The following is a 25,006-nucleotide window of genomic DNA, read 5'->3' on the forward strand; positions in this document are numbered from 1 at the left end:
ATTATTTTTTTACTTCATTTCTGGTTAAAATCTCATCTATCATACCATATTCTTTTGCTTTATCAGCTTTCATCCAGTAATCACGATCACTATCGCTATAAACTTTATCGTAAGACTGACCACTGTGTTTTGAAATAATTTGGTATAATTCCTCTTTTAAAGTAAGAATTTCTCTTGCTGTAATTTCGATATCACTCGCTTGACCTTGAACACCTCCTAAAGGTTGGTGAATCATCACTCTAGAATGCGGCAAGCCACTACGTTTTCCGTGCGCTCCTGCGCATAATAAAACTGCAGCCATAGAAGCGGCAATACCGGTACAAATGGTTGCTACGTCTGGTTTGATAAATTGCATGGTGTCGTAAATTCCGAGACCTGCATATACACTTCCTCCTGGTGAATTGATATAAATTTGAATGTCTTTACCAGCATCGGCACTTTCTAAAAAAAGCATTTGCGCTTGTACAATATTAGCCACTTGGTCGTTGATGCCTGTACCCAAAAAGATGATTCTGTCTAACATCAGACGTGAGAAAACATCCATGGCGATAACATTGAGTTTACGCTCTTCAATAATATTTGGGGTTAAGCCAACGGGCATCATACTCGATACTATTTTTGAGTAGTAATTACCATTGATCCCTTGGTCTTTGATGGCAAATTTTTCAAATTCTTTACCTATATCTTTCATATTCTAATCGCTATTAATGTTTAAATAAAAAGCGTTAACCTTTTCTGATTAACGCCTTAAATATACTTATATTATCTTAGTTAGAAGTCTATTGGTATACTTCTTTAACAAAATTTTCGTAAGTAACTTCCTTGGTTTTTAAGTTGGCGTTTTCTTTGTAAAAATCCAACAACTTTTGGTTCATCACTTGCTCTGAGATTTTACGCACTTCCTCTTGGTTAGACAGAACTCTTGCCGTAATATCTTCTAAATCTTTATCGGAAGGATTCGTTTGCCCAAATTGTGCCATTTGCATTTTGATACGGTCTTTGGTCATATCTTTGATTTCATCAAAAGTAACTTGCATTTTGTTCTCTTGAATCAATTTTCCTTCGATCAACTGAAAACGCAAACCCTTTTCGCTCTTTTCGTACTCTTCTTTAGCTTCTTCAGCAGAAAGTTCTTTTTCGCCGCTTACTTGAATCCATCTTTGTAAAAATTCATCTGGCAAATCAAACTTTGTATCTTCAATTAAACGCTCGGTAACGTCGTTTAACAATTGTTGATCGCTTTGCTGTACAAACTGCTTTTCTGCGTCTTCTTTTATCTTTTCTTTTAACTCTGTAACGGTTTTTACGTTATCTTTTCCGAAAAGCTTATCGAACAACTCTTGGTCTAAATCGGCAGGAATTTGTTCACTGATTTCTGTAATTTCAAAATCAACATCGATTTCTAAATCGTGCGCTTTATCGTGATCTACTTTTAAAAAGTGCATCAAATCGTGATCGTCTTCAAACAAATTTTTGGTCGAAAAAGTAAGTTTATCACCTACTTTTGCCCCTATTAATTTGTTGACATTTCTTTTTCCTTTTATTTTATCTAACGAAAAGGTAGCATCGTTATCTATATTTTCTTCTTGGTTTGTAAAAATCCCAGTAACGTTTACACCTTCTTCTACTTCATTTTTAGTTTGGATTTTTCCGTATTGCTTTTGGATGGTTTTGATCTGGTTGTCAATCATTTTATCATCCGCCACAATTTTGTAATGGGTAATCGGTTTTTTGGTATTTACTTCAACGTCAAATTTTGGAGACAAACCTAATTCAAACTCAAAAGTATAGTCATCTTTATCCCAATTAAAATCTGGTTGGTCTTTAGGAAGTGGATTTCCGAGAAGTTCAATTTTCTCTTCGTTGATAAATTTATTTAAGGTTTCTTGCAATAATTTGTTTACCTCATCTACCAAAACAGCTTGACCGTATTGCTTTTTGATAAAACCCATGGGTACATGACCTTTTCTAAAGCCAGGAATATTTGCCGTTTTCTTATAATTTTTTAATACTTGCTCTACTTTTGGGTTGTAGTCATCTTTACTGATTTCTACTTTTACAACCGCATTTAATTCATCGATGTTTTCTCTCGTAATATTCATAGACTTTTCTTCTAAAAAATTGGAGTGCAAAACTACAATTTATTTAACTAACAACCAATTTTTTAGAAGAATTATACTTTAGTCTAAAATCGAATTGACAATCGATTGTAAAATGGTCAGCAACAAACTAAAAATAAGTGCCCACCAAAAGCCATCGACATCAAATCCGCTTAAAAGCGAATCTGCAATGAGAACAATAAAAGCATTGATGACCAAAAGAAACAAACCTAAGGTTAGAATGGTGATGGGCAAGGTTAACAACACAATAATTGGTCTGAGTATAAGGTTGAGAATACCTAAAATAATCGCCAAAATAATCGCATCTAAATAACCATCTGTCGTTACACCAGGCAGAAAATAGGCTAAGAAAACCACGATAACTGCCGTGAGCAAAAGTTTTAAAATAAGTCGCATAATTGATAGTGTTTTTATAAAGATAAAAAAGGTATCCTCTTTCGAGAATACCTTTTTAAAATAATTAACTATTTTCTATCAATAAAGTGCTGGGCCTTCACTGTACTGTCCAACATTTACATTCGGAATTTCAGCCTCATATTTTAGCTCGATAGCTTTGATAATTTCATTGGCAATAAATGCATAACCTCTTGGTGTAAGATGGATTCCATCTAAAGAAAATGCCCCACCTGTAGCAAATTCGCTTGTAAGAAAAGTACCATCTTCTAAACTTAAACCTCCATTTGCCAACTGATCTAATAACGCATTGGCATCTACAAACGCTAAATTGTTTGCGTCTGTTATCGCTTTAATGGTTTGATTGTATGCTGTTGTCGCTGCGGCAACCTCATCTTGCTCAGCTTTTATAAGCACGTATTGATCTTCTAAAGGATAAGTAATCCCATTGATCGATAATTGAGCTGCCTCTGCTTGCGGTACTCCCATACCAACTAAAGTTGCCACTCGATCTTCATTTACTACACCAATCACAGATGATGTAGTCAATAAAATTAAATCTTCATAATCAGTTCTATCCGCATCATCACTGGTATCACTTGGTGTCACCAATTCTGGTTCGTAAATGGTTTGTCTTGCCTGACCGTATTGTTGCCCAAAAATTTGCGCTTGTGCTGGAGGAACTCCTGCTCCTGTCAACACTGCTGTTAATTGAGCTGACATATCTGGCAAGGACTCATCTTTTACCACCAAACCACTTGGCCCAGACTCTGAAAACTGAATCGATCTTTCCGGAACTCCTAAAAATGCAAAAGCCTGGTTGAGTTGCGCATAAGTTCCATTAAGGGTTGCTAACTGACCTTCTAAGTCTGCTGGAGAAATAGGTTGTGTTGGCACTGTGTTAAAAAAAGCGGTTGAAGCTACGTCAGGAATGTTTAAAACCACACCAGAAGAAGCTCCTGCAGAAATCATACCGTCAACAATTTGCGTATATGCACCACCAAAAACATTTGGGTCTGTGATATCGTTTGGCCCGTAGGTAGAAGGATCGAAATTACCTGTCTGGTCTACTCCAATTCCGCCTGAAGTAGCATAACTCAACACATCATTATTTCCTATCCATAAACTAAAGAAAGTAGGATTCTGTGCTACTGCGTCTTCTAAAACTGTAGTGTTTTCTGCACTTCTAAATCTCACAAAATAAGGGTTGGCTTGACCTGTTTGAACTCCTGCAACGTTTCCATAACCTGGAGCTAATAAATGAAAAGATTTTGCTCCTGGAACGCCCATGTTATTAAAGCCTCCACTTAACGTATTGGTCACCTCTGTTGTTGGTGTGCCATCAACTGGCACTGGTGATGGTGAGCCCTCAACAAGAGTTAATTTTAGTCGAGGAGCTGCGATTTGATTTCCTCCCAGTAACAATCCACCTAGGTTATCATTCATCAAGGGTTGGGTAAATTCTCCGCCTCCAACTTGCATAAACTGTTGCGCTAAGATATTTGGAAACGAATTTTCTTGCCCTCGAATATACAATGCACCATCAGCATAACCAGCAGTTAGTGAGTTTCCTAAAGCAACATAGGTTGTAAAATCTGCAGAACCTTGGTCAAAATAACCACCATCTTCTACCGGGTTATCAAATTCTGGTTCGCAAGACGCAAAACCTATGGCTGCAATTGCGATATATGATATATGTCTTAATTTCATTTTCATTATAATTTATAAGTTACACCTAAACCAACTAACACTGCATTACTTTTATAAGTTCCTTCGAAAGGCACATTTTGTCCGTTTTCTTGGTAATAATCATAAGATTCGGTAATTTCTTTAAAATGTAAGTAGGTAAATGCTGCATCAACTGCAAATTTTTGGTTGATTTGATACGTAAAACCTCCTGTATAACCTTGAGAATCGTTTCTTGGAGTTTCTGGAGCATAATAACCTGATTGAACAGGCGACTGATCGAAATAATAACCTGCTCTTAAGAATAATTTATCCATCGCTTGGTATTGTAAACCTAATCTGTAGATAGAAGAGTCTTCATAGTTTCTTGGGTTAGAGGAATCTGGATAGTCTTCTGGAGCAAAATCGATATCTAGACTCTCGTAAGCACTCCAAAAGTTTCTGTTGTAATCTACAGCAACTAGCCATTTATCCATAAATTCATAAGAAAAACCTATACTTAGCTCTGCTGGCATTGGCAGTTCTGCCGTAAACCCAACAGTTCCGTTTTCTACCGGCGCCAAAGGAGAATTCGGTACATTTCTAAATGTAGCATCCCCATCTTCAGCTTTCATGGTAATTTCTGATCGGTAATTGATTCCGATTTTTAGTTTTTCCATCGGTGTAATCATCGCACTGGCAGACCAACCAAAACCATTAGCACCTTTCGCTTCTAAATCTACATTAGAACGGTTTCCTTCTTCATCGGTAAGTGTTCTGTTCAAATTTCTATTAAAAGTCACACTCCCGGTCGCATAAATTGGCCCAGCACCCAAACTAATTAAGTCGTTGATTTTGTATGAAACCAAAGGTTGGATAAATACAGCTGAAAGTTCAATCTCATTAACCAAGTGCGAACCAGCCCAATCGGTTGGCCACTTTACTGTACTTCCGTAAGGTGTAGTAACACTTAAACCTAAAGCTAATTTTTCGTTTAACTTATAAGAAAACCCAATATAAAAAGGGGTTTTTAAAATACCATCTGTTTCAGCAAATTGCCCTGTAGAAGTGTTTTGCCATTTGGCATTTGCCATGACTGCTGTTGCTCCTACCGAAACATTTATTTTATTCTCTAAGTGTATTAAACCCGCAGGGTTAAAAAATGCTAATTCGGCACTATTTACGACAGCAACTCCGGCGTGGCCCATCGCTAAAGCCCTTTGTCCTTGTGTGCTCACACGATAACCTCCCGCATAAGTTATGGCCGAAACCATAAGCAAAGAGATCATAAAAAAGAGTTTTTTCATACTAATTTAGTGATTTGTTAATTTTTGTTCATATCAAATTAAAACATAAAAAAGTAGATTTCAAAGGAATTTGCAAAATTATTATGCAGGCATAGGAAATTTTAACTTTGTAAATATTGCAACACCGTTTCGTAAAAATCTTTAGGTTTTTCAGCGTGAATCCAATGTCCTGCTCCTTTTATGGTCACCAATTTGCTTTTCGGAAAATGCTTTTTAATGGTTTCTGTATCGCTTTCGCGGATATAATCTGACTGGTCACCATTTACAAAAAGGGCGTTACCGTTATAGATTTCGTTGTCATTTATAGCTTGACCAACATGCTCTACTTTCTCTTCCAACACCGAAATATTCATCCGTAAAGCCAGGGTATCTTTATCTTTTCGATACAGGTTTTTCAGTAAAAATTGTCTTACTCCAACTTCTTTGACAAAGTTTTTTAGGATATCATCGGCATCTTCACGCGAATCTAAATTTGAACGGTGCAAAGCGGTCAAGCCTTCTAAAATAGCCTGATGATGTGGCGCATAATATTTTGGCGCGATGTCCACAACAATTAGCTTTTCGACACTGTTTGGGTAATTTACCGCAAATTTCATCGCCGTTTTTCCACCCATAGAATGACCAATAACACTCGCTTTGTCGATGTTGTGTTCTTTCTGATAATCTTTGATATCTTCTGCCATTAATTCGTAATTGAACTCATCGGTATGCGGACTTCTACCGTGATTCCGTTGGTCGATAAGGTGCACCTGAAAACCTTCATCTGCAAACTGCTTCCCGAGTGTTTTCCAGTTGTCACCCATTCCGAGAAATCCGTGAAGGATAAACAATGGTTTTCCCTCTCCTATTATTTTTGAGTATAACTTCATCGCTTATTTTAAAAGTTGTAAATATTTTTTGACGACTGTTTCCAAACCATCGTACAAAGCTTCCGAAATTAGTGCATGACCAATGGAAACCTCCAATAGATTTGGAATATTTTCTTTGAAGTATTTGATATTCTTCAAAGACAAATCGTGACCTGCATTAATGCCTAAACCTAACCGATTCGCTACTTTCGCGGAAGCGATATAAGGCCTGATGGTATCTAAATTTCCTTTTTCGTAACCCGAAGCAAAATCTTCAGTATACAACTCAATCCTATCGGTTCCGGTATGTTTTGCAGCTTCTACCATTTCAACAACTGGATCAACAAAAATAGACGTGCGAATACCATTTCTCTTGAATTCAGCAATTACTTCTACCAAAAAATCTTTGTGCTTTTTGGTATCCCAACCGGCGTTAGATGTAATGGCGTCGGGAGCATCGGGCACTAAAGTTACCTGCATAGGTTTATTTTTTAGAACCAAATCGATAAAGGTAGGTGTTGGATTTCCTTCGATATTGAATTCGGTTTTTACCACAGGTTGTAAATTCCGCACATCTTGATAAGTAATATGTCTTTCGTCTGGTCGCGGATGAACCGTGATGCCTTGTGCACCAAAAGATTCTATCCTTTTTGCAGCCTCAACAAGGTTAGGAATACTTCCGCCACGAGCGTTTCTAATCGTTGCAATTTTATTGATGTTTACGCTTAGTTTTGTCATTTATACACTTTTTAGTCACAAAAATACAAAGTAGAATTTCTTTTATGTTTTTTAAAATCATTAATTTGCGTTAAAATCAAGATTATGCAATTGTCAGATTTTCTTATCAACGATATCAAAATTCAGTCTATTAAAGAGCCTGTTAAACACTTTAGAAATCTATTTAATGAATTAACCTACAGTCATTTACCTATTGAAAAAAAAGGCAAATATGTTGGGTGTATTTTCGAAAATGATGTACGTTGTTTTGATAGTGATAAAACCATAGAAGATTACGAATATGCTGTCGAGTGTTTTTTTGTTACCACCAATGACAATTGGCTGGAAGTGATCAAAACTTTTAGTGACAACAACACCAACTTAATGCCCGTTATAGATGAGGAAACCAAAGAATATATTGGTTATTTTGAGCTGAACGATATCATGACGTTGTTTAACGATACGCCATTTCTAAAGGAAAGCGGAGCGATTATCGTGGTGCAAAAGTCTTTTGAAGAATATTCGTTAAGCGAAATTGCACAAATTGTTGAATCTTCTAATTCTAAACTTATCGGAGCTTTTATCAGCAAGATAGAAAACGATATGGCTGAAGTCACGCTAAAAACGAATTCGCGTGGTGTAAACGAAGTAATCCAATCATTTAGAAGGTATGGTTATCAGATTATCAGTTCGCACCAAGAAGATATGTTTACCAAAAACCTAAAAGATCGTGCGAGGTATCTAGACAAGTACCTCAACACTTAAACCAACATAAAAAAATCTAGCCTTGTGAAAGTCGCAATTTACGGTCAGTTTTACCACGAAGATTCAGGAAAATACATTCAAGAGCTGTTGGATGAGTTAGAAGCACAAGATGTAGAAGTGCATATCGAAGAAAATTTCCTGAAAATCATCAACGAAACAGAAGAAATCAATAAAAAATACCCTCAATTCGATACGTTTACTAAAATCGATAATTCGTACAGCTACTTCTTTAGTATTGGTGGCGATGGTACGATTTTAAAATGCATTAACTATGTGAGAGACACCAAAGTCCCTATTGTTGGTATCAATACCGGACGATTGGGCTTTTTAGCCACAATACAAAAAGACGAGATCAAATCGATGCTCAAAGCTTTAAGCGAAAAAAATTACACCATTTCCCGAAGAGAATTACTAAGCATTGCAACAACTCCAAAAAACCAAAGTCTTTCTGATATGAATTTTGCTTTAAACGAGATTGCTATCAGCAGAAAAAATACCACTTCGATGATTACCATAGATGCTTGGTTAGATGGAAAATACCTCAACGGTTATTGGGCAGATGGTTTGATTGTGGCAACACCAACTGGTTCTACGGGTTATTCTTTAAGTTGCGGTGGACCAATCATTACGCCAGAGACAAAATCGCTGGTCATTACACCTATTGCTCCACATAATCTTAATGCGAGACCATTAGTAATTCCTGATGATACAGAACTCACATTAAAAGTTTCGGGAAGAGAGGATGAGTTTTTGGTATCGTTAGACTCTAGACTTACCTCGCTAAATAACGAAACTACAATGACACTTAAAAAAGCAGATTTTACAATTGGCCTTGTCTCTTTAGAGCAAGAAAGTTTTGTGAAAACACTAAGAAAAAAGCTCTTATGGGGCGAAGATAAAAGAAATAAAAAACAATAAATACAGCTATAATTTGTTAACTAATAAGTAGAAAACGAATGTAAATTAAGTATTCGATAACTTAATTCATATATTTGCAAACTTTAGAAAATTATGAGACATTTTATAGCCATTTTTATAATGCTACTTTACGTCAACATATCGCAAGGACAAACCTATGAAATAGGACCTTACATCGGAGGTTCTAATTATATTGGTGATATTGGTTCTACACAATATGTTAACCCAGAAAATTTAGTAGTTGGTGGTTTATTTAAATGGAATCGTTCTAATAGACACTCCTTTAGGCTATCTGTTTTACACACTACGATCGATGCTTCTGATGCAAACAGTAGTGACAACAGAAGAATTGAAAGGGATTTAGCATTTGAAAATCAAATTACAGAAGTTTCTTTAGGTCTAGAGTACACTTTCTGGGAATGGAATTTACATCATTTCAAAAAGCAACTTACTCCGTATTTATACACTGGTTTAACCGGAGTTTTTACCGACGATAAATACCTAAGCAATCGTACCAATACCATCATAACGAATGATAGCAAAGTAGTCGCTGCAATTCCTATGGTTATTGGCGTTAAAGCTACTTTAGACACTCAATGGATTTTTGGGGTAGAATTGGGAGCGAGGTATATGTTTACCGATAATTTTGACGGAAGCACCCCCGAAGAATTTGATGGCGGAGAAGTTTATCCTCATTTCGGAAATCAGAACACCAATGATTGGTATATGTTTGCCGGCATTACGGTTACCTATTCCTTCGGAAGAAAACCTTGTTATTGTAATTTTTAATGGATTTAAAAAACCAAATAAATAAAGATAAATTGCCGCAACACATTGCCATTATTATGGATGGGAATGGTCGGTGGGCAAAAAAACAAGGTTTAATCCGGACAAAAGGTCATGAACAAGGTGAAAATTCTGTAAGAGAGACCGTAGAAATATGTAGGGAAATAGGCATCAAAAATCTAACTTTATTTGCTTTTTCAACAGAAAACTGGAATCGCCCAAAGTACGAAGTCAATACCTTGATGAGATTACTTGTGAAATCCTTAAAAAAAGAGATCGAGTCTTTTCAGAAAAATGACATTAGGCTTAACGCCATCGGCAATTTAGATTTGCTTCCTGAGAAACCAAAAAAAGAACTTCTCGAAGCTATCAAAGATACAAAAGACAACAAACACATGACCTTAACCGTAGCTTTAAGTTACGGCTCTAGAGAAGAGATCGTTTCTGCCGTAAGAAAAATAGTCGAAAAGACGACGTCTGGAGAATTAAACGGCAGCAAGATTACAGAACAAACTATAGATGAGCATTTATACACCTCAGACATTCCTGATGTAGATTTACTTATCAGAACAAGTGGTGAAGAACGCATCAGCAATTTTTTATTATGGCAAATCGCTTACGCGGAATTATATTTCACGGAAGTACTGTGGCCAGATTTCACCAAAGAAGATTTATTAAAAGCAGTTATCAATTACCAAAACAGAGAACGTAGATTTGGAAAAACAAGTGAGCAGATCAATTAACCTATCGATGATAAAAAAGCTAATCACCTTATTACTTATCATATTTAGCACACAGCTAGTAGAAGCCCAAGATATCGCTTTGGGTAATGGTCAAAAATATACCATTGGTAAAATTACAGTTACAGGAACCACAAATTATAACGAAAGTACAGTCATTGCCTATACAGGATTAAAAACCGGACAAAGTATTTATATTCCAGGTGATAGATTAAGTAATGTCATTAAAAAGTTATGGGACTTAGAACTTTTCTCTGATGTAAACATATACGTGGTAGGTATACAAGGTACGGTTGCCAATTTAGAAATAGAAATAAAAGAGTTGCCTACGATAGGAAAAATTACTTTAGTTGGGATAAAAAATCGCAAATCAAAAAAAGAAAAATTTCTTAAAGATTATGAGCTCAAAACCGGAACTAAGATTACCGAAAACCTCATCACAACTACTGAAAATAAGATAGAGAAAGACCTTGCAAAAAAAGGACACCTCTTTGCAGAAGCTACGATAACTACTAAAGATATACCTGCAGACACTATTTCTTCTGATGAAGGAAAAAAAGTAGAGTTTATTGTAAATGTAGATAAAAAAGACAAAGTAAAAATTGCTAATTTTAATATAGAAGGCAATGAGGTGTTTTCTGACGCAAAAGTAAGAAGGCAGTTTAAAACTAAAAGAAGAAATTTTCTACGCTTTTGGAAAAGATCAAAATTTATTGAAGAAGATTACGAAGCTGGCAAACAGAAACTCATCGAAAAATATAAATCTAAAGGTTATCGGGATGCAAGAATAGTTGCTGACACCATGACTGTAAAAAATGACAAAGCCGTTGAATTAGCTATAAATTTAGAAGAGGGAGACAAATATTATTTTGGAAACATCTCTTTTTTAGGGAATACGGTTTATACAGACCAACAACTTCGTAGAGTTTTAGGAATTGCTAAAGGCGACACATACAACGGTACTCTTTTAGATAAGAAAATTGCGGACATTGAAAATCCGGAAGCTAACGATATCACCAATTTATACCAAAACAATGGTTATTTGTTTGCTCAAATCAATCCAGTTGAAACCAAGGTTTATAACGATACTATCGATTTTGAAATAAGAATTTACGAAGGTAAATTGGCCTATTTTGATAAAATTACGGTTACTGGAAACGACAAGACCAACGACCATGTGATTTATCGTAATTTAAGAACAAAACCAGGTCAGATCTACAGTAAACAAGATGTAGTTAGAACGGTAAGAGAATTAGGAGCTACTGGTTTTTTTAATGCAGAAAAACTAAGTCCAGACTTTAATGTAAACCCAGCAGACGCAACCGTAGATTTAAATTATCACGTAGAAGAAGCTGGAGCTAGTCAAATACAATTACAAGGCGGTTATGGTGGCGGTGGCTTTGTAGGCACTTTGGGGTTATCTTTCAATAATTTTTCTATAAAAGGAATTTTTGATAAAGATGCTTACAAGCCATTACCTATGGGCGATGGGCAGACTTTATCATTACAAGCACAAGCTGCAACTTTTTACCAAACTTACAGTCTGTCTTTTTCAGAACCTTGGCTTGGTGGCAAAAAACCTATTAGATTAAGTACCTCTTTTTCATATAGCAAACAATTTCAATTTGATTTCGTAAATAGAGATGTCGATCGTTCCCAAAATTTTAATATCATCGGAGGTTCTATAGGTTTAGCAAAACGATTAACCATACCCGATGATTTCTTTACAGCTTCAGCTGCATTGAGTTTTCAATATTATGATTTAAATAATTTTCAAGTTGCACGTTTATTTAGATTTGAAAATGGTTCCGCAAGAAACTTCGCACTTACTTTAGGATTAACTAGAGATAACACCTACACCAATCCTATTTTTCCCATGGGTGGGTCAAGCTTTGGAATAACAGCAAAACTAACACCTCCATATTCAGCATTCAATGGAGTAGATTACGCTAACTTAGAAAACCAAGAAGAATTTCAAAATGTAAACGGCTCTCCTAATTACGCTGCCATTGATCAAGAAAAGTATAAATGGTTAGAGTATTATAAAGTAAAATTTAATGCTAATTGGTACAATAATCTTTTTGCAAAATTAGTTTTAAGAACTGGAATCGAATTGGGATATTTAGGCGCTTACAACCAAGATAGAGGCATCCCTCCTTTTGAAAGGTTTTTCTTAGGAGGAGATGGTTTAGGGGGATATTCTTTAGATGGCAGAGAAAATATTAGACTGAGAGGTTATCCTAACCAATCTGTATATCCTGCCTCTAGAACTGGTACTATAACAGAAAATTCTTCGTATGGAGCACCTATATATAATAAATTCTCTTTAGAATTGAGATACCCTATTACATTAAAGCCTCAAGCATCCATTTTCACACTTGCCTTTGCTGAAGGTGGCGCAAGTTATGACAGCTTTAGAGAGTATAATCCGTTTTTATTAAATCGTTCTGCCGGACTAGGATTACGTATATTTATGCCGGCATTCGGAATGTTAGGAATTGATTTTGGATATGGATTTGACCCAATTCCTGGAACAGAGAGTGGTGCCAACGGATGGGAAACACATTTTATTATCGGTCAACAGTTTTAATTTGGCACGATATTTTCTAATACACAACAAGATGAAAAAAAGTATTTTATTTCTTTTCGCAATTTTTGCACTAAGTACAACCTCTTATGCACAAAGAGGTCTTAAAATCGCTTATGTTGATATGGATTATATTTTAAAAAATGTGCCAGAATATCAGCAAGCAAGTACACAACTTGACGCAAAAGCCCAAAAGTGGAAATCTGAAATTGAGGTTATGCGAAATAAGATTGATGATATGAAACAAACTTTGGAAAACGAACGACCTTTGTTAACCAAAGAACTTATTGAAGAACGTGAAGAAGAAATTGCCTTTGAAGAAAAAAAGATGCTCGATTATCAACAAGAAAAGTTTGGACCCCAAGGCTCTTTAATTGTTAGCAAAAGACAACTGGTACAACCTGTACAGGATCAAGTTTTTAATGCAATACAAGAAATAGGTTTAAAAAGAGAATATGATTATATTTTCGAAAATTCATCGAATGCCTTAATGCTTTTTTCTGCCGATCGTCACGATATAAGTGACCAAGTCTTAACAATGATTGGTCGAAATGCTAGATTGAGTAAAAATGAGATAAAAGAACAAGAAGAAGAAAAATATAAATCTGTTGAGCAAGCTAGAGAAGATAACCAAGAAGAAGCACAACGCCAACAAGAAAGACAAGAAAGAGAAGACGAAAGAAATGAAATGCTCAACGAACGCCAGCGCATGAGAGACTCCATACGCCAAGCAAGGCAAGCAGAGTACGAAGAAAGACGACGTAAGCTTTTAGAAGACAGACAAAGGCGCAGAGACAGTATAGAACAAGCCCGAAATAATAATAGATAATCAATAATAAAAATTCAATAATTACAAATAACAACAAGAAAAATGAAACAGTTTAAAACTTTATTAATAGCATTAACATTAGTATTAGGTTCGTATGGTATTTCTAGCGCACAAACCAAAGTTGCCCATATCGCAACACAAGATTTGATTGAATCTATGCCTACTTATAAATCTGCTATGAGCGAATTAGAAAAAATAGAAAACACCTACAGAGCAGATATCGATGATTTATTGAAAGAGGCTCAAAGTAAAAACCAACGCTACCAACAAGAGGCTCCAACAAAGACCGATCAAGAAAATGCGGCAAGGGCTCAAGAGTTACAAGCTACACAAGAAAAAATAGTTCAATTTCAGCAAAATGCTCAAAAAGAGTTACAGAAAAAAGAAAATGAGCTTTTAAAGCCTATCTACGAAAAAGCAAGAGAAGCTATTCATAAAGTAGCAAGAGCTAAAGGTTACGATTATGTGTTAGATTCTACAATCGGTGCAGGAGGAGTTCTTTTAGCAGATGGTTACGATCTTCTAAAGGATGTGCAGAAAGAATTAGGCATCAACTAATTTTTTTAATCATAAAAACTTTATAAAGCACTTCTATTTTTAGAGGTGCTTTTTTATTTTTAAGCTTATTTTAAAACCATGCAAAAAGATAATCCCATAGGAATGTTTGACTCTGGAGTTGGCGGCACTTCTATCTTAAAAGAAGTATACAAATTACTCCCCAATGAAAAAATTATTTATTTGGCAGATAGCAAAAATGCGCCTTATGGTTCTCGTTCTCAACAAGAGATTATCGATCTTTCTATCAAAAACACAGAATTCCTGCTAGAAAAAGGAGCTAAAATAATTGTCGTTGCTTGCAATACAGCTACCACCAACGCAATAAAGGTTTTACGGGCAAATTATACCGTTCCCTTTATAGGAATTGAGCCTGCGATCAAACCTGCAGCCTTAAAATCTACCAATAACATTATTGGAATACTCGCTACTAAAGGAACTCTCTCTAGCGAACTTTTTTCGGAAACCTCTAAAGTGTTTGTTCAAAACACTAAAATCATAGAGGTTGTAGGAGAAGGTTTAGTACCTTTAATTGAAAACGGTGATCTACACAGCCAAAAGATGATAAGCTTGCTAGAAAAACTCTTAAAACCCTTTATTGAAAACCAAATTGATTACCTTGTTCTAGGTTGCAGTCATTACCCGTACATTATTCCACAGATAAAAAGAATATTACCCGATAATGTAAGCATTATAGATTCCGGTGAAGCTGTCGCAAAACAAACAAAAGCGGTTTTAGAAAGCAAAAATCTTTTAAGTGATCATTCCTTAACTGAAAAACCAACACTCTACACCAACAAAGATATTGAAGTTTTAGAACTTTTGTTAGACAACAAAAATCTTCAGAAATACCGTATTAGCTACTTAGATTTTTAGTAGTTGATAGCTGGACAATTACAATGATATGGTTCTTTAGATCCACCAAAATTGTAACCTAAGGTGATTTGGTGAAAACCATTTGATAAAATCAAAGCATTTACTTGATGCGTGTAGGTATAAGCAAACATAAACTTGTTGAAGTTAATCCCTACAAAAGGTGAAAAATGCTGTAACTTTTGGCTTTCAATAGTTCCTAAACCATCTTCCGTAAATTCTGCACCATCAAGGCTTCTTCTATAAGATAAACCACCCCAAATTTGACCAAAATCTAATTCTCTATACACTTTAAAGTTACCATCGATTGCAGATTCCCCTGTTTCTTCTTTTGTTTGGAACATAATTGAAGGTTCAAAACTCCAATCAGAGTTATACTGAGAAAAAACATAGCCTAACGAAAGTAAATATTGTCTTTGGTTTTCAGATTCTAACTCAGTAAAAATTCTACGTGGTGTAGGAACAATATTTTTTGCTGTAAAGTGTGCGTAAAAATCTAGAAAGAAGTAAGACATACCAAAGTCCACATTAAATACAGACTCACTATTATTTCCTCCTGTAATAATTGGATCATTAGGATTTGTACCTCCAATCAAGTCACTTTCATCAAGACCTTCTTGTACCACGCCCACATTTAAACCAAAAGACAACTGGTTGAGGTCTACCCTATCTCTAGAAAGCAGCAAGTGATAGGCAAATGTTGCCATCGCGCCTTGTTGAGAAAACCTACCATTGTTATCATTATAAATAATCGCACCAACACCAATATTAGACTCTCCTATTCTTCCGTTTATCGTTAGGGTTTCTAAAGAAGGAGCATCTTCTATATCAAACCACTGTCGACGAGCTGTAAGTCTAATCTTATTATTGATACCTGCTCCAGCCATCGATGGGTGAATAAGGTAATAATTATCGGTAAGATAGTCATAATAAACTGGGACTCCTCTCTCTTGTGAAAACGATATAATAGGTAAACTGAAAAGTATAAGAAGTAAGTAGGGTTTTAAATATCTCATGTTTTTTTATGTTGTTAAGGCGCCAAAATAAAAAATTAAGAAAAATAAGTCTTTAGCTACTTTTATAGACTTTAGCATTTTCTTAAGATTTCGCCAAAATAAGAAATTTCTTTATATATAAAGCATAATTTCTGAAAAATTAAAAACGAATATAAGGCGTAAATATATTTATTTCAACACATATGTTTAGTATTTTTGTCAAAAATTAAAGCCATGAGTAATTATTCGCTTGAAATAGTACCCACAACACGTCCAAACATCTATAAATTTGAAGCTAATTCGTTTTTAGTAAATCATAAAAATTATGAATTTAAAAACATAGACGATGCAAAAAAATCGCCATTAGCCCAAAAATTATTCTATTTTCCTTTTGTTAAAACGGTTTTTTTAGCACAAAATTTTGTGGCAATAGAAAAATATGACATCGCCGAATGGACAGATATAAAAGATGAACTGAAAAATACCATTGAAGAACTGTTAAATTCTGGCGTAAAAATTATTGAAGAAGGTGAAGACAAAAAAGGAAACATACCAGTAACGGTGTACGCTGAAAGCACGCCTAACCCAAAAACAATGAAGTTTGTTGCCAACAAAAAATTGGTGTTACAATCTTCAGAATACAAGTCGATAGATGATGCAAAAAATTCACCTTTAGCACAAAAATTATTTCATTTTCCTTTTGTAAAAGAGATTTTTATCGACGAAAACTACATTTCTATCTCTAAATATGACATCGCAGAATGGGAAGATATTACCTTAGAGCTTAGGGAGTTTATCCGCAATTACATTCAAGAAGGAAATGAAGTAGTAAAAACGGGTCAAAATTCCGCTACGACGAAAGAAACACAACCAGAAGTTACCGCTCAAAAAAATCTTGACGATACCTCAAAGGAAATTATTGCCATTCTTGACGAATATGTAAAACCAGCGGTTGCAAGCGATGGAGGAAACATTTTGTTTGATTCGTACAACGAAGAAACCAAAACCGTAAAAGTAATCTTACAGGGTGCTTGTAGCGGTTGCCCGTCTTCTACTTTTACCCTTAAAAATGGCATCGAAAACATGCTGAAAGAGATGCTTCACAACAAAGTAAATACGGTTGAAGCCATTAACGGTTAAAATTTCGCTTAAAGCGGAAATAAAAAAGGGTAGAATTTAATTCTACCCTTTTTGTTTTATCGTGATTAAATTTTAGTACTGTCTTTTTGCATCTTCGTAATACTGCTGAAATAACTCCAACAAACTAATTGTTGATGTTGCCAGATCTTTGGTTTCCAACAGTAAACCAAAGTAAAGCTTTGAGTTTTTCGGACTAGAATCTGAAGTTCTAATTCTATCGATTTGTTTTTGAATCAATCCAGAAATCTTATCGATAAGTTGTTGCTTATCTGATATTATTGTTGAGATTCTATCGAAAGAATGTGACTCAAAAACATCCACAATATTATCAAATAACACCTGAAGGTCTCTGTCAATGTTCTTTAGATCTCTAATCTGGTTGAATTTTAGATTCTTATGGTTATTATTTACATGTTTATAACTCGATCTTGTTATTTGCGAAATCGACTGCACCATATCCTGTATATGATCTAAAAACAAAATATAAAATTTGCTAGCTTCAACAGGACTATCTTCTAAAGATTTGATAAAGTAAAAAACGTTATCTTTTAATTCTTCAACTTGTTTTTCTAAGTCTTTTAGCTTTTTACTGTCCTTTTTGAGTTTACTTACATCATGATAACCCAAGTGATCTATCACTTTACTGTATCGCTTATTAACATCTGCAATTACCGTAGAAATATTTTCAGAAGTTTCTATCGTAATTTCGTTTATAGTAATAATATCTTGACGGTTAAATCTCTTTTTGCTTTTCTCTAATTTTGCTTTTCTCTTGTGAATAATGGTTGTTCTAATAATAAAGAAGAAAGCTAAAATTACTAAGAAAACAACAGCAGTCATACCACCATACCATATAATAAGCGCAAATAAAGCAGCTGCTAAAAAGGCAACAATTGCTGTAACAAACCAACCTCCAACAACATTTACAACTCCTGCGACACGATAAACCGCACTTTCTCTATCCCAAGCTCTATCAGCTAGTGAAGTACCCATCGCTACCATAAAGGTAACATAAGTTGTAGAAAGTGGTAATTTTAAGTTGGTACCTATAGAAATTAGAATACTTGCAACAACTAAGTTTACCGAAGCTCTAACCATATCAAAAGTTGGCGCATCAAATCTTTTGCTTGGCACCAATTCTTTAGGTTTCTGAAACTGGTTTTCTATTTTATTTTTTAAGGAAGAAGGTAAAACAGAAGTAAATGCATTTCCTACCAAAATAGAATACCTCACCAACAATCTAGAAAAGTTATTAGGCTCAAATTTTTCTGCTCCTTCGCCTTGTCTAGCCAAGCTTAACTCGGTTTCTACAACAGACTTTGCCTTACTAGACAACCACAATGTTGTAACCATGATACCTCCGGCTATAATTAACAAAAGTTCTGGTGTTTGTACTGAACCTGCCAAACCACCCATGTTGAATTCTGATGGAGCTACTCCAGATTCCATCCATAACTGAAAAGACTGCCAAGCCGCAATAGGCACACCAATAAAGTTTACCAAATCGTTTCCTGAGAAAGCTAAAGCTAAAGCAAAGGTTCCAATAAGAATAATTACTTTAAGTATGTTTACCTTAAAAGCACTCATAATTAACTGTGAGATGATAGACCAAAACACAAAGCTTATAAGAATAATGATTAAGGTGTTATTATTGACAAAGTCTTTAACCTCCGAAGGTATAAAAGCAATGGCTTTCATCCCTTTTATGAAAATAAAATAAGTTATCGCTGTTATAGAAAGTCCTCCAAAAACAGCTCCAAAATATTTTATTTTTTTCTCATAATTAAAAGAGAAAACAAGCCTAGACAAGTATTGCACTAAAGCACCGACACTAAAGGCGATCACGACCGAGAGTAAAATACCTAAAATAATCTCTAAAGCCTTGCTCGAATTGATATATGTAGCAATTTCTTCAAAACCTTGACCACCTTCATAAATTTTTAATGCCGCTATACAAACTGAAGCTCCCAAAAGTTCAAAAACAATAGAAACAGTTGTTGATGTTGGTAAACCAAGTGAGTTAAAAAAATCGAGTAATAAAACATCGGTAATCATCACGGCGACGAAGAGAATCATAATCTCGTCGAAATAAAATTTTCCAGGAAGAAAAATTCCTTTTCGGGCAACTTCCATCAAACCACTCGAAAATATTGCTCCAATTGCAACCCCAATACTTGCAACAATCATAATTGTTCTGAAAGAAATTGCTTTTGAACCTATGGCTGAGTTAAGAAAATTAACTGCATCGTTGCTCACCCCTACTGCTAAATCTGTTATTGCGAGTACAAATAAGATAACTAGCAATACAATATAAAAGTTCTCCATCGAATGGTTTTATTTATTTTGAACGTGTTTATTTTGAACGTGTTTATTTTGAACGTGTTTATTTTGAACGTGTTTATTTTGAACGTGCAAAATTCTCTTAAATATCTGAAAAATGAAATGTTCTATTGTTACCAAATTATTAATTTTTTCGAATTAATTTGGAATTGATATAAATTATATTTTAGCCGATTTATTTGTGTTATATTAGCATATATATAGTAAACAAAAATAAAAAATGAAAAACTACCTAAGTATTTCTCTATTGCTTTTAATCACTCAGCTTATGACAGCTCAAATGTTTGTTAAACCTCTGAACATACGTAATCAGACAGACTACTATGGAATTGGTTATATAAATTTTGATAATAGAGAAATAAAAATAGAGGATTTGACAGGATCTATTTATTATAATGAGAAAGTTGTTCCTGCAACAATTATCGACTTAAATACTGGAGAGACAATTAATGTTTATGTTCGATACAGGATTTTTGATGATAAGTTTGAAGTTAACCCTCACTATGATAGCGATAAGATTGTTTACCTTGATAGAAGTGACCAATATAGCCTAATTATGAATGGGAAAGAATTTATTTTCTCTTACATTCTACCAACTAAAATAAATGGTGTGAATAATGGCTATTTACTAACCCTCTTAAAAAGTGATAAAGTAAAACTTTATAAAAGAATGAGTCAAAAAATAAATCAAAAAGTTAAAGATGAATATGGTCAAGCCAGAACAGTAGAGATGCATTTAGTAAACAATTCTCATTATTTCGTAGAGATAAACAACAATTTAGTAGAAATTATACCTCACAAAAAAGAAGCTTATAAAGCTTTTCCTGATCATCAAAAAGAGTTAGAGACTTATATCAAAAAAGAAAAGCTAAAGTTTAAAGACGAAGAAGAAGATTTGAAAGCATTAGTAAATTACTATATCAGCCTTTGATAAATCACAGCCATATAATAAAGAAGTATCCGTAAATACGGATGCTTCTTTATTTCCCTCCAACGACAAAATCTTTTAGGTAAAAAGGCTCAAAGTAGGCAACGTCTTCAAATTGCTGTTGCTGAAATTTCGTGAAAGCTAAATCAACCATAAAGCGAGCAGAGGGATTTTGCTCTATAAACTCAACATTGCCAACTTTGATAGTCTCATTTATTTTTTGATTGGAATTTCCAATGAAAATGAGCTTTTTATTATCCAAATCTTTAAAAGAATTTTCATCGATCACCTTTGCATAAGTTTCCTTGATCGCTTTTAGACTTCCGTTTTGACGAAAATAAATTGCTGTATAAATTTCCATACGACGAGCGTCAAGATTTGGAATGATGTATGCATCCCCCTGAACTTGACTTGTCAAAGCTTCTAAAGTATCAATAGAAATAAGTGGTTTCTCAAGCGCATAACATAAGCCTTTTGCCGCAGAGACACCAATACGCAAACCTGTGTAAGAACCAGGACCTTTACTTACCGCTACCGCATCTATTTCAGTTAGAGATTTATGAGCTTTTTTTAAAACATCGTCAATAAACAAGTGAAGTTTCTCTGCGTGCGAAAAATTAGCTTTGTCTTCTTCTTGAAATACTAAAAGTTTAGCATTTTCTGCTATCGCAACAGAACAATTGGTGGTGGTGGTTTCTATACAAAGAATTACTGCCAAAACCTATTTTTTATTGGTTACCTCAACTTTATCTCCCGGATTTAAGCTCTTGGTGACCAAATTATACGGTCCGGTAACAATCGAATCTCCTACTTTCAAGCCTTTAGTAATCTCGATATTAGCATCATCTTGTATGCCTGTGGTGACAGGTTGCAATCTCACTTCGCTTCCGTTTTTAACGAAAACACACTCAAAAGTCTCGTTACTTTCCGAAGTTGTATTGCTATTTGCTGAATCCGTTGTCTTTTTTGTGTTAGTGGTATCGCTTTTCACCACAATCGCACTGATGGGAACCCCAATAATATCTTTTTTACGGTTGGTTATAATATCTACAGTTGCGGTCATTCCCGGCCTAAAGGGAGAATAATTTTTAACATTTTCTTTTAGCAAGTCTTTATATGATTCTTCCAAGATTTTTACTTTCACTTTGAAGTTGGTCACCTGATCTGCCGTAAGTGCATCATCTGCTGAGTTTGAAATCTCTGTTACTTTTCCTGCAAATTCTTTTCCTAGATAAGCATCTACCTCAACAACAGCAGAATCGCCTATACTAACTTTTACAATATCGTTTTCATTAACATCCACTTCAACCTCCATCGCGGCGAGATCAGCTACTCGTAAAATCTCTGTTCCAGCCATTTGTTGTGTCCCTACAACCCTCTCGCCTAATTCGGCATCGAGTTTAGAAATAGTCCCATCCATTGGTGCATAAATAGATGTTCTTCCTAAATTATCTCGAGCTTCAGAAACACTAGCCGCTGCACTTTGCACACTATAATAAGCTGACTGTTTATTTGCAAGAGCCACTTCGTATTGTGATACAATATTATCCCATTCGGACTTTGAAATCACACCTTTGTCAAACAGAGTTTTATTTCTGTCGTAATTGGCCTTTGCTTGTTTTAGGCTCGCTTCACTCTGCTTTAAAGAAGCTTGAATGTTTTGGTAACTTGCTTGTGAACGTTGTAAGTTAGACTGATAAATATCTGGATTTATTTTTACCAATAAATCTCCTTTTTCTACCAATTGACCTTCTTTGATCGGTAATTCGATAATTTCTCCAGAAACTTCACTCGACAATTTAACCTCTACTGTGGGTTGAATTTTACCTGTTGCCGAGACTGTTTCGGTAATATCCAATGTTTCGATTTTAGCTACTTCAACTTGTTTAAAGTTACCTGTTTTGCCAAACCAACCTGCTTTTTTGCCCACAACTAATAAAACAATTAGAAAGACAACAGCTAAACCTATATAGAGTAATTTTTTGTTTTTCATGCTTATAATTTAAGATCTTCTGGTTCTATTCCGAAATACAATTCTAACACTTTTAGTTTAAAAATATAATCATACTTGGCAATATTCATATTTATTTTGGCATTATCAAACCTCAGTTTTGATTGACTAAAATCGAAAGCATTTGTTAAACCAACATCATAGCGCTCTTTAGCATATTCGTAAGCTAACTCTTGTGACTCGACTACTTTTTGTGAAGCTTCATATGCTTTTAAAGCTCCTTTTACATCTACATATGCTTGATAAACATTAGATTCTAAATCTAGTTTTGCTTGTTCTAACTGAAACTTATTTAGCTCTAAATTTATTTTACTACGTTTTACATTATTTCTAACTGCAAACCCATTAAAAATTGGCACATCTAATCTTAAACCATAACCAATACCATCGTTTTGCCATAATTGTTCGGTAAAAGATCTTTCAAAAAAATCGTTGTCAGAATATCTCGTATTGTATCCGAAAAATGCCGATAAAGTTGGGTAATAATTACTTCGTGTAAGTTGTAAATCTTTTTCGGCTAATGCTACATTTTGCTCTGCAATTTTTACTTCGTTTCTATTTTCTTCAGCCGAAGCTATAATCTCTTGTACTGGTTTGTTTATGATTTCTGAAGGAACAATTTCATAAGTTTCATCAACAACATCAAAAGCCTCGTAATCTTTAATTAGTAGTAATTGCGCTAAACTAATCAGTGATATTTTCACATTATTTTCTGCAACAGCAATATTTTGCTTCTCATCTGCATCTTGTGCGGCTATTTCTAATAAATCTCCTTTTGGTAAAACTCCTGCATCAACTAGGTCTTGAGTACGCTGTAATTGTTCTAAAGTGACTAAATTTTGTGAATTTATTACTTTTAGGTTTTCTTTATTTAGTAAAACCTGCAGATAGGAGTTGGCTACGGCAAGTGTAATATCATCTTTCATTTTATCTAGGCGGTATTGACTAGCTAATCTAGCAAGTTTTGCTCTTTGTAATTGTCTTATATTTCTCAAGCCATCAAACAATGTTAGGCTAGAACTCACACCTGTCGTAAACGAAGAGAAAGTTTCATTTTCAAACTCATTGGTAACCGGATTAATGTTTGCTCCTGTATTGGTAGAATAAGAAGCTGAACCGTTTAACGAAGGAATAAAACTTCCTATTGCATCGCTTTTATCTATTTCTGAAGTTTCTAAATCGAGTTCAGATTGCTTGATAGAAATATTGTTTTTTAAGGCGTGATCTATACATTCTTGTAGTGTCCATTTTTTTTCTTGAGCAGTCAACAAACTTGTGGTAAACACTAAGATTATTAAAGAGAGATAGCTTTTCATTGTTTATATTTCTAATAGATTTGTATGAGTTTTTACTTTTTTGTTACAAAATTAGCCTTGCTTAAAGTCGGCTGCTGGTTTTATTTGATTCCAAACTTTTATTTCATCGTCCTTACTTATACCTTCAATTACCTGAACAAAAATACCATCGCTTACACCCAATTTTACATTTTTCTTTTCAAATTGTTGATCTCCGGTTTTTACTTCAACAAAGGGTTCTTTTGTTTTGGGGTCGAATTGAACCAAAGCTTCTTTTATCGCTAAAACATTTTCTGCTTTGTCTAAAATAATAGATGCGTTAGCACTTAAACCTGAACGAATAAAGGTACTTTCATCATTTTTCAATGTCCCTTCAATTTCAAATTGTATCGCTCCATTTTCGTCTAAACCTTTTGGCGCAATATAATCTAATACTGCATCAAACTTCTTGTTTTCGATAGCTCCAACGGTAATTTCCAACGGTAAGCCTTCTTTGATTTTTCCTACTTCAGATTCATCTACCTTACCTTCAAAAATCATTTTATCTACATTGGCTAAAGTCGCGATGGTTGTTCCTTCGTTAAAATTATTTGCTTCAATTACTTGGTTTCCTTCCTTTACAGGAACTTCTAAAACCATTCCAGAGATTGTTGCCCTTATTTGTGTGTTTGCTGAAGCTCCGATACCACTTGTCGTACCTGTTTTTACAATATCATAGGTTTGTAATGCCGCATTATACGTTTGCTTAGCTTGTTGATAAGCTACTTCTACTTGATCGAACTCATTAGCCGAAATCACACCTTTATCAAAAAGGGCTTTTTGCCTGTCGTAATTTTTCTTTTGATTATCTAAAGCAATTCTCGCACTTGTAATTTGGTTTTTACTACTTGCCAAATTCGAAACATTAGGCACCACTTTCAGTTGCGCAATCAAATCGTTTACTTTTATGGTATCGCCTGCTTTGATATAAATTTTATCGATAATTCCGGAAATGTTAGGTTTAATTAAAATCTCTTCTTTCGGAACAATACTTCCAGTAGCAACAGTTTCTTTTACAATTGTTTGCATCGAAGGTTTTTCTGTGGTATAGACAATTGGATCTTCTTGGTTCTTTTTATACAAATAGTACAGCGAACCTATAAACAAAATGCCTATAATCGATAAAATGACAATGGTGATAACTCTTTTCATTTT

23 protein-coding genes are annotated in these 25,006 nt (G+C 34.6%); 10 read left to right on the forward strand and 13 right to left on the reverse strand.

The features are described 5' to 3' along the window. Position 1 precedes the first annotated feature (1 nt). The 7 genes from clpP to DNG35_RS04590 form a co-directional block, all read right to left on the reverse strand. Positions 2–691 (reverse strand): ATP-dependent Clp endopeptidase proteolytic subunit ClpP, encoded by a 690-nt coding sequence (gene clpP, locus DNG35_RS04560; protein WP_111126569.1) that lies wholly within the window; start codon positions 689–691, stop codon positions 2–4. An 88-nt stretch (positions 692–779) separates the two neighbouring features. Continuing rightward, complete coding sequence (gene tig / locus DNG35_RS04565) at positions 780–2,102, reverse strand: trigger factor (RefSeq protein ID WP_111126570.1); 1,323 nt, start codon at positions 2,100–2,102, stop codon at positions 780–782. Positions 2,103–2,180: 78 nt separating this feature from the next. Then, on the reverse strand, positions 2,181–2,516 hold the full coding sequence (locus tag DNG35_RS04570) for a phage holin family protein (protein ID WP_111126571.1): 336 nt from the start codon (positions 2,514–2,516) through the stop codon (positions 2,181–2,183). 78 nt (positions 2,517–2,594) lie between these two features. Then, positions 2,595–4,223, reverse strand: coding sequence for a G-D-S-L family lipolytic protein (locus tag DNG35_RS04575; RefSeq protein WP_111126645.1), 1,629 nt, complete (start codon positions 4,221–4,223; stop codon positions 2,595–2,597). Between the two features lie 5 nt (positions 4,224–4,228). Further along, entirely contained in the window at positions 4,229–5,485 is a 1,257-nt protein-coding gene (locus DNG35_RS04580) for an OmpP1/FadL family transporter (RefSeq protein WP_111126572.1), read from the reverse strand. A 101-nt stretch (positions 5,486–5,586) separates the two neighbouring features. After that, positions 5,587–6,354, reverse strand: a complete 768-nt coding sequence (locus DNG35_RS04585) for an alpha/beta fold hydrolase (protein WP_111126573.1) — start codon at positions 6,352–6,354, stop codon at positions 5,587–5,589. Between the two features lie 3 nt (positions 6,355–6,357). Further along, positions 6,358–7,071 carry a pyridoxine 5'-phosphate synthase gene (locus DNG35_RS04590; protein WP_111126574.1) on the reverse strand — a complete coding sequence of 238 codons (714 nt, stop codon included), beginning with the start codon at positions 7,069–7,071 and terminating at the stop codon, positions 6,358–6,360. Between the two features lie 84 nt (positions 7,072–7,155). On the opposite strand from DNG35_RS04590, the gene DNG35_RS04595 reads away from it, so the two are divergent. From DNG35_RS04595 to murI, 8 genes are all read left to right on the forward strand, one after another. Further along, positions 7,156–7,815 (forward strand): CBS domain-containing protein, encoded by a 660-nt coding sequence (locus DNG35_RS04595; protein WP_111126575.1) that lies wholly within the window; start codon positions 7,156–7,158, stop codon positions 7,813–7,815. A gap of 24 nt (positions 7,816–7,839) precedes the next feature. After that, positions 7,840–8,733: an NAD kinase gene (locus DNG35_RS04600; protein WP_111126576.1), complete on the forward strand. Its 894-nt coding sequence runs from the start codon at positions 7,840–7,842 to the stop codon at positions 8,731–8,733. A 93-nt stretch (positions 8,734–8,826) separates the two neighbouring features. Next, positions 8,827–9,522 (forward strand): DUF6089 family protein, encoded by a 696-nt coding sequence (locus DNG35_RS04605; protein WP_111126577.1) that lies wholly within the window; start codon positions 8,827–8,829, stop codon positions 9,520–9,522. Further along, positions 9,522–10,262: an isoprenyl transferase gene (locus DNG35_RS04610; protein ID WP_111126578.1), complete on the forward strand. Its 741-nt coding sequence runs from the start codon at positions 9,522–9,524 to the stop codon at positions 10,260–10,262. Before DNG35_RS04605 ends, DNG35_RS04610 begins: the two co-directional genes overlap by 1 nt. A gap of 7 nt (positions 10,263–10,269) precedes the next feature. Continuing rightward, complete coding sequence (locus DNG35_RS04615) at positions 10,270–12,849, forward strand: outer membrane protein assembly factor (protein ID WP_111126579.1); 2,580 nt, start codon at positions 10,270–10,272, stop codon at positions 12,847–12,849. 31 nt (positions 12,850–12,880) lie between these two features. Then, positions 12,881–13,675 (forward strand): OmpH family outer membrane protein, encoded by a 795-nt coding sequence (locus DNG35_RS04620; protein WP_111126580.1) that lies wholly within the window; start codon positions 12,881–12,883, stop codon positions 13,673–13,675. A 42-nt stretch (positions 13,676–13,717) separates the two neighbouring features. Then, on the forward strand, positions 13,718–14,233 hold the full coding sequence (locus DNG35_RS04625) for an OmpH family outer membrane protein (RefSeq protein ID WP_111126581.1): 516 nt from the start codon (positions 13,718–13,720) through the stop codon (positions 14,231–14,233). Positions 14,234–14,311: 78 nt separating this feature from the next. After that, positions 14,312–15,106: a glutamate racemase gene (murI, locus tag DNG35_RS04630; protein ID WP_111126582.1), complete on the forward strand. Its 795-nt coding sequence runs from the start codon at positions 14,312–14,314 to the stop codon at positions 15,104–15,106. Here the strand turns inward: murI and DNG35_RS04635 are convergent. Then, entirely contained in the window at positions 15,103–16,119 is a 1,017-nt protein-coding gene (locus DNG35_RS04635; protein WP_111126583.1) for a type IX secretion system membrane protein PorP/SprF, read from the reverse strand. The genes murI and DNG35_RS04635 overlap by 4 nt on opposite strands. A gap of 213 nt (positions 16,120–16,332) precedes the next feature. Here DNG35_RS04635 and DNG35_RS04640 point away from each other — a divergent pair, with 213 nt between their 5' ends. Next, on the forward strand, positions 16,333–17,238 hold the full coding sequence (locus DNG35_RS04640) for a NifU family protein (RefSeq protein ID WP_111126584.1): 906 nt from the start codon (positions 16,333–16,335) through the stop codon (positions 17,236–17,238). 72 nt (positions 17,239–17,310) lie between these two features. On the opposite strand, the gene DNG35_RS04645 is transcribed toward DNG35_RS04640, so the two are convergent. Continuing rightward, complete coding sequence (locus tag DNG35_RS04645) at positions 17,311–19,563, reverse strand: inorganic phosphate transporter (protein ID WP_111126585.1); 2,253 nt, start codon at positions 19,561–19,563, stop codon at positions 17,311–17,313. A 235-nt stretch (positions 19,564–19,798) separates the two neighbouring features. Here DNG35_RS04645 and DNG35_RS04650 point away from each other — a divergent pair, with 235 nt between their 5' ends. After that, the gene (locus DNG35_RS04650; protein ID WP_111126586.1) at positions 19,799–20,509 is read left to right on the forward strand and encodes a hypothetical protein; all 711 of its coding nucleotides are present in this window, start codon (positions 19,799–19,801) and stop codon (positions 20,507–20,509) included. A 49-nt stretch (positions 20,510–20,558) separates the two neighbouring features. Here the strand turns inward: DNG35_RS04650 and tsaB are convergent, their stop codons facing one another. Genes tsaB through DNG35_RS04670 form a run of 4 tightly spaced genes read right to left on the reverse strand, consistent with a single transcriptional unit; the run spans position 20,559 to position 25,003 of the window. Next, positions 20,559–21,224, reverse strand: coding sequence for a tRNA (adenosine(37)-N6)-threonylcarbamoyltransferase complex dimerization subunit type 1 TsaB (tsaB, locus tag DNG35_RS04655; RefSeq protein ID WP_111126587.1), 666 nt, complete (start codon positions 21,222–21,224; stop codon positions 20,559–20,561). Between the two features lie 3 nt (positions 21,225–21,227). Beyond that, a complete protein-coding gene (locus DNG35_RS04660; protein ID WP_111126588.1) occupies positions 21,228–22,499 on the reverse strand; it encodes an efflux RND transporter periplasmic adaptor subunit in 1,272 nt (423 codons plus the stop codon). Between the two features lie 2 nt (positions 22,500–22,501). Continuing rightward, entirely contained in the window at positions 22,502–23,833 is a 1,332-nt protein-coding gene (locus DNG35_RS04665; protein WP_111126589.1) for a TolC family protein, read from the reverse strand. 51 nt (positions 23,834–23,884) lie between these two features. Next, on the reverse strand, positions 23,885–25,003 hold the full coding sequence (locus tag DNG35_RS04670; protein ID WP_111126590.1) for an efflux RND transporter periplasmic adaptor subunit: 1,119 nt from the start codon (positions 25,001–25,003) through the stop codon (positions 23,885–23,887). Positions 25,004–25,006 lie beyond the last annotated feature (3 nt).

It is taken from the genome of Mesonia sp. K7 (assembly GCF_003233725.1).
Classification (GTDB): domain Bacteria; phylum Bacteroidota; class Bacteroidia; order Flavobacteriales; family Flavobacteriaceae; genus Mesonia.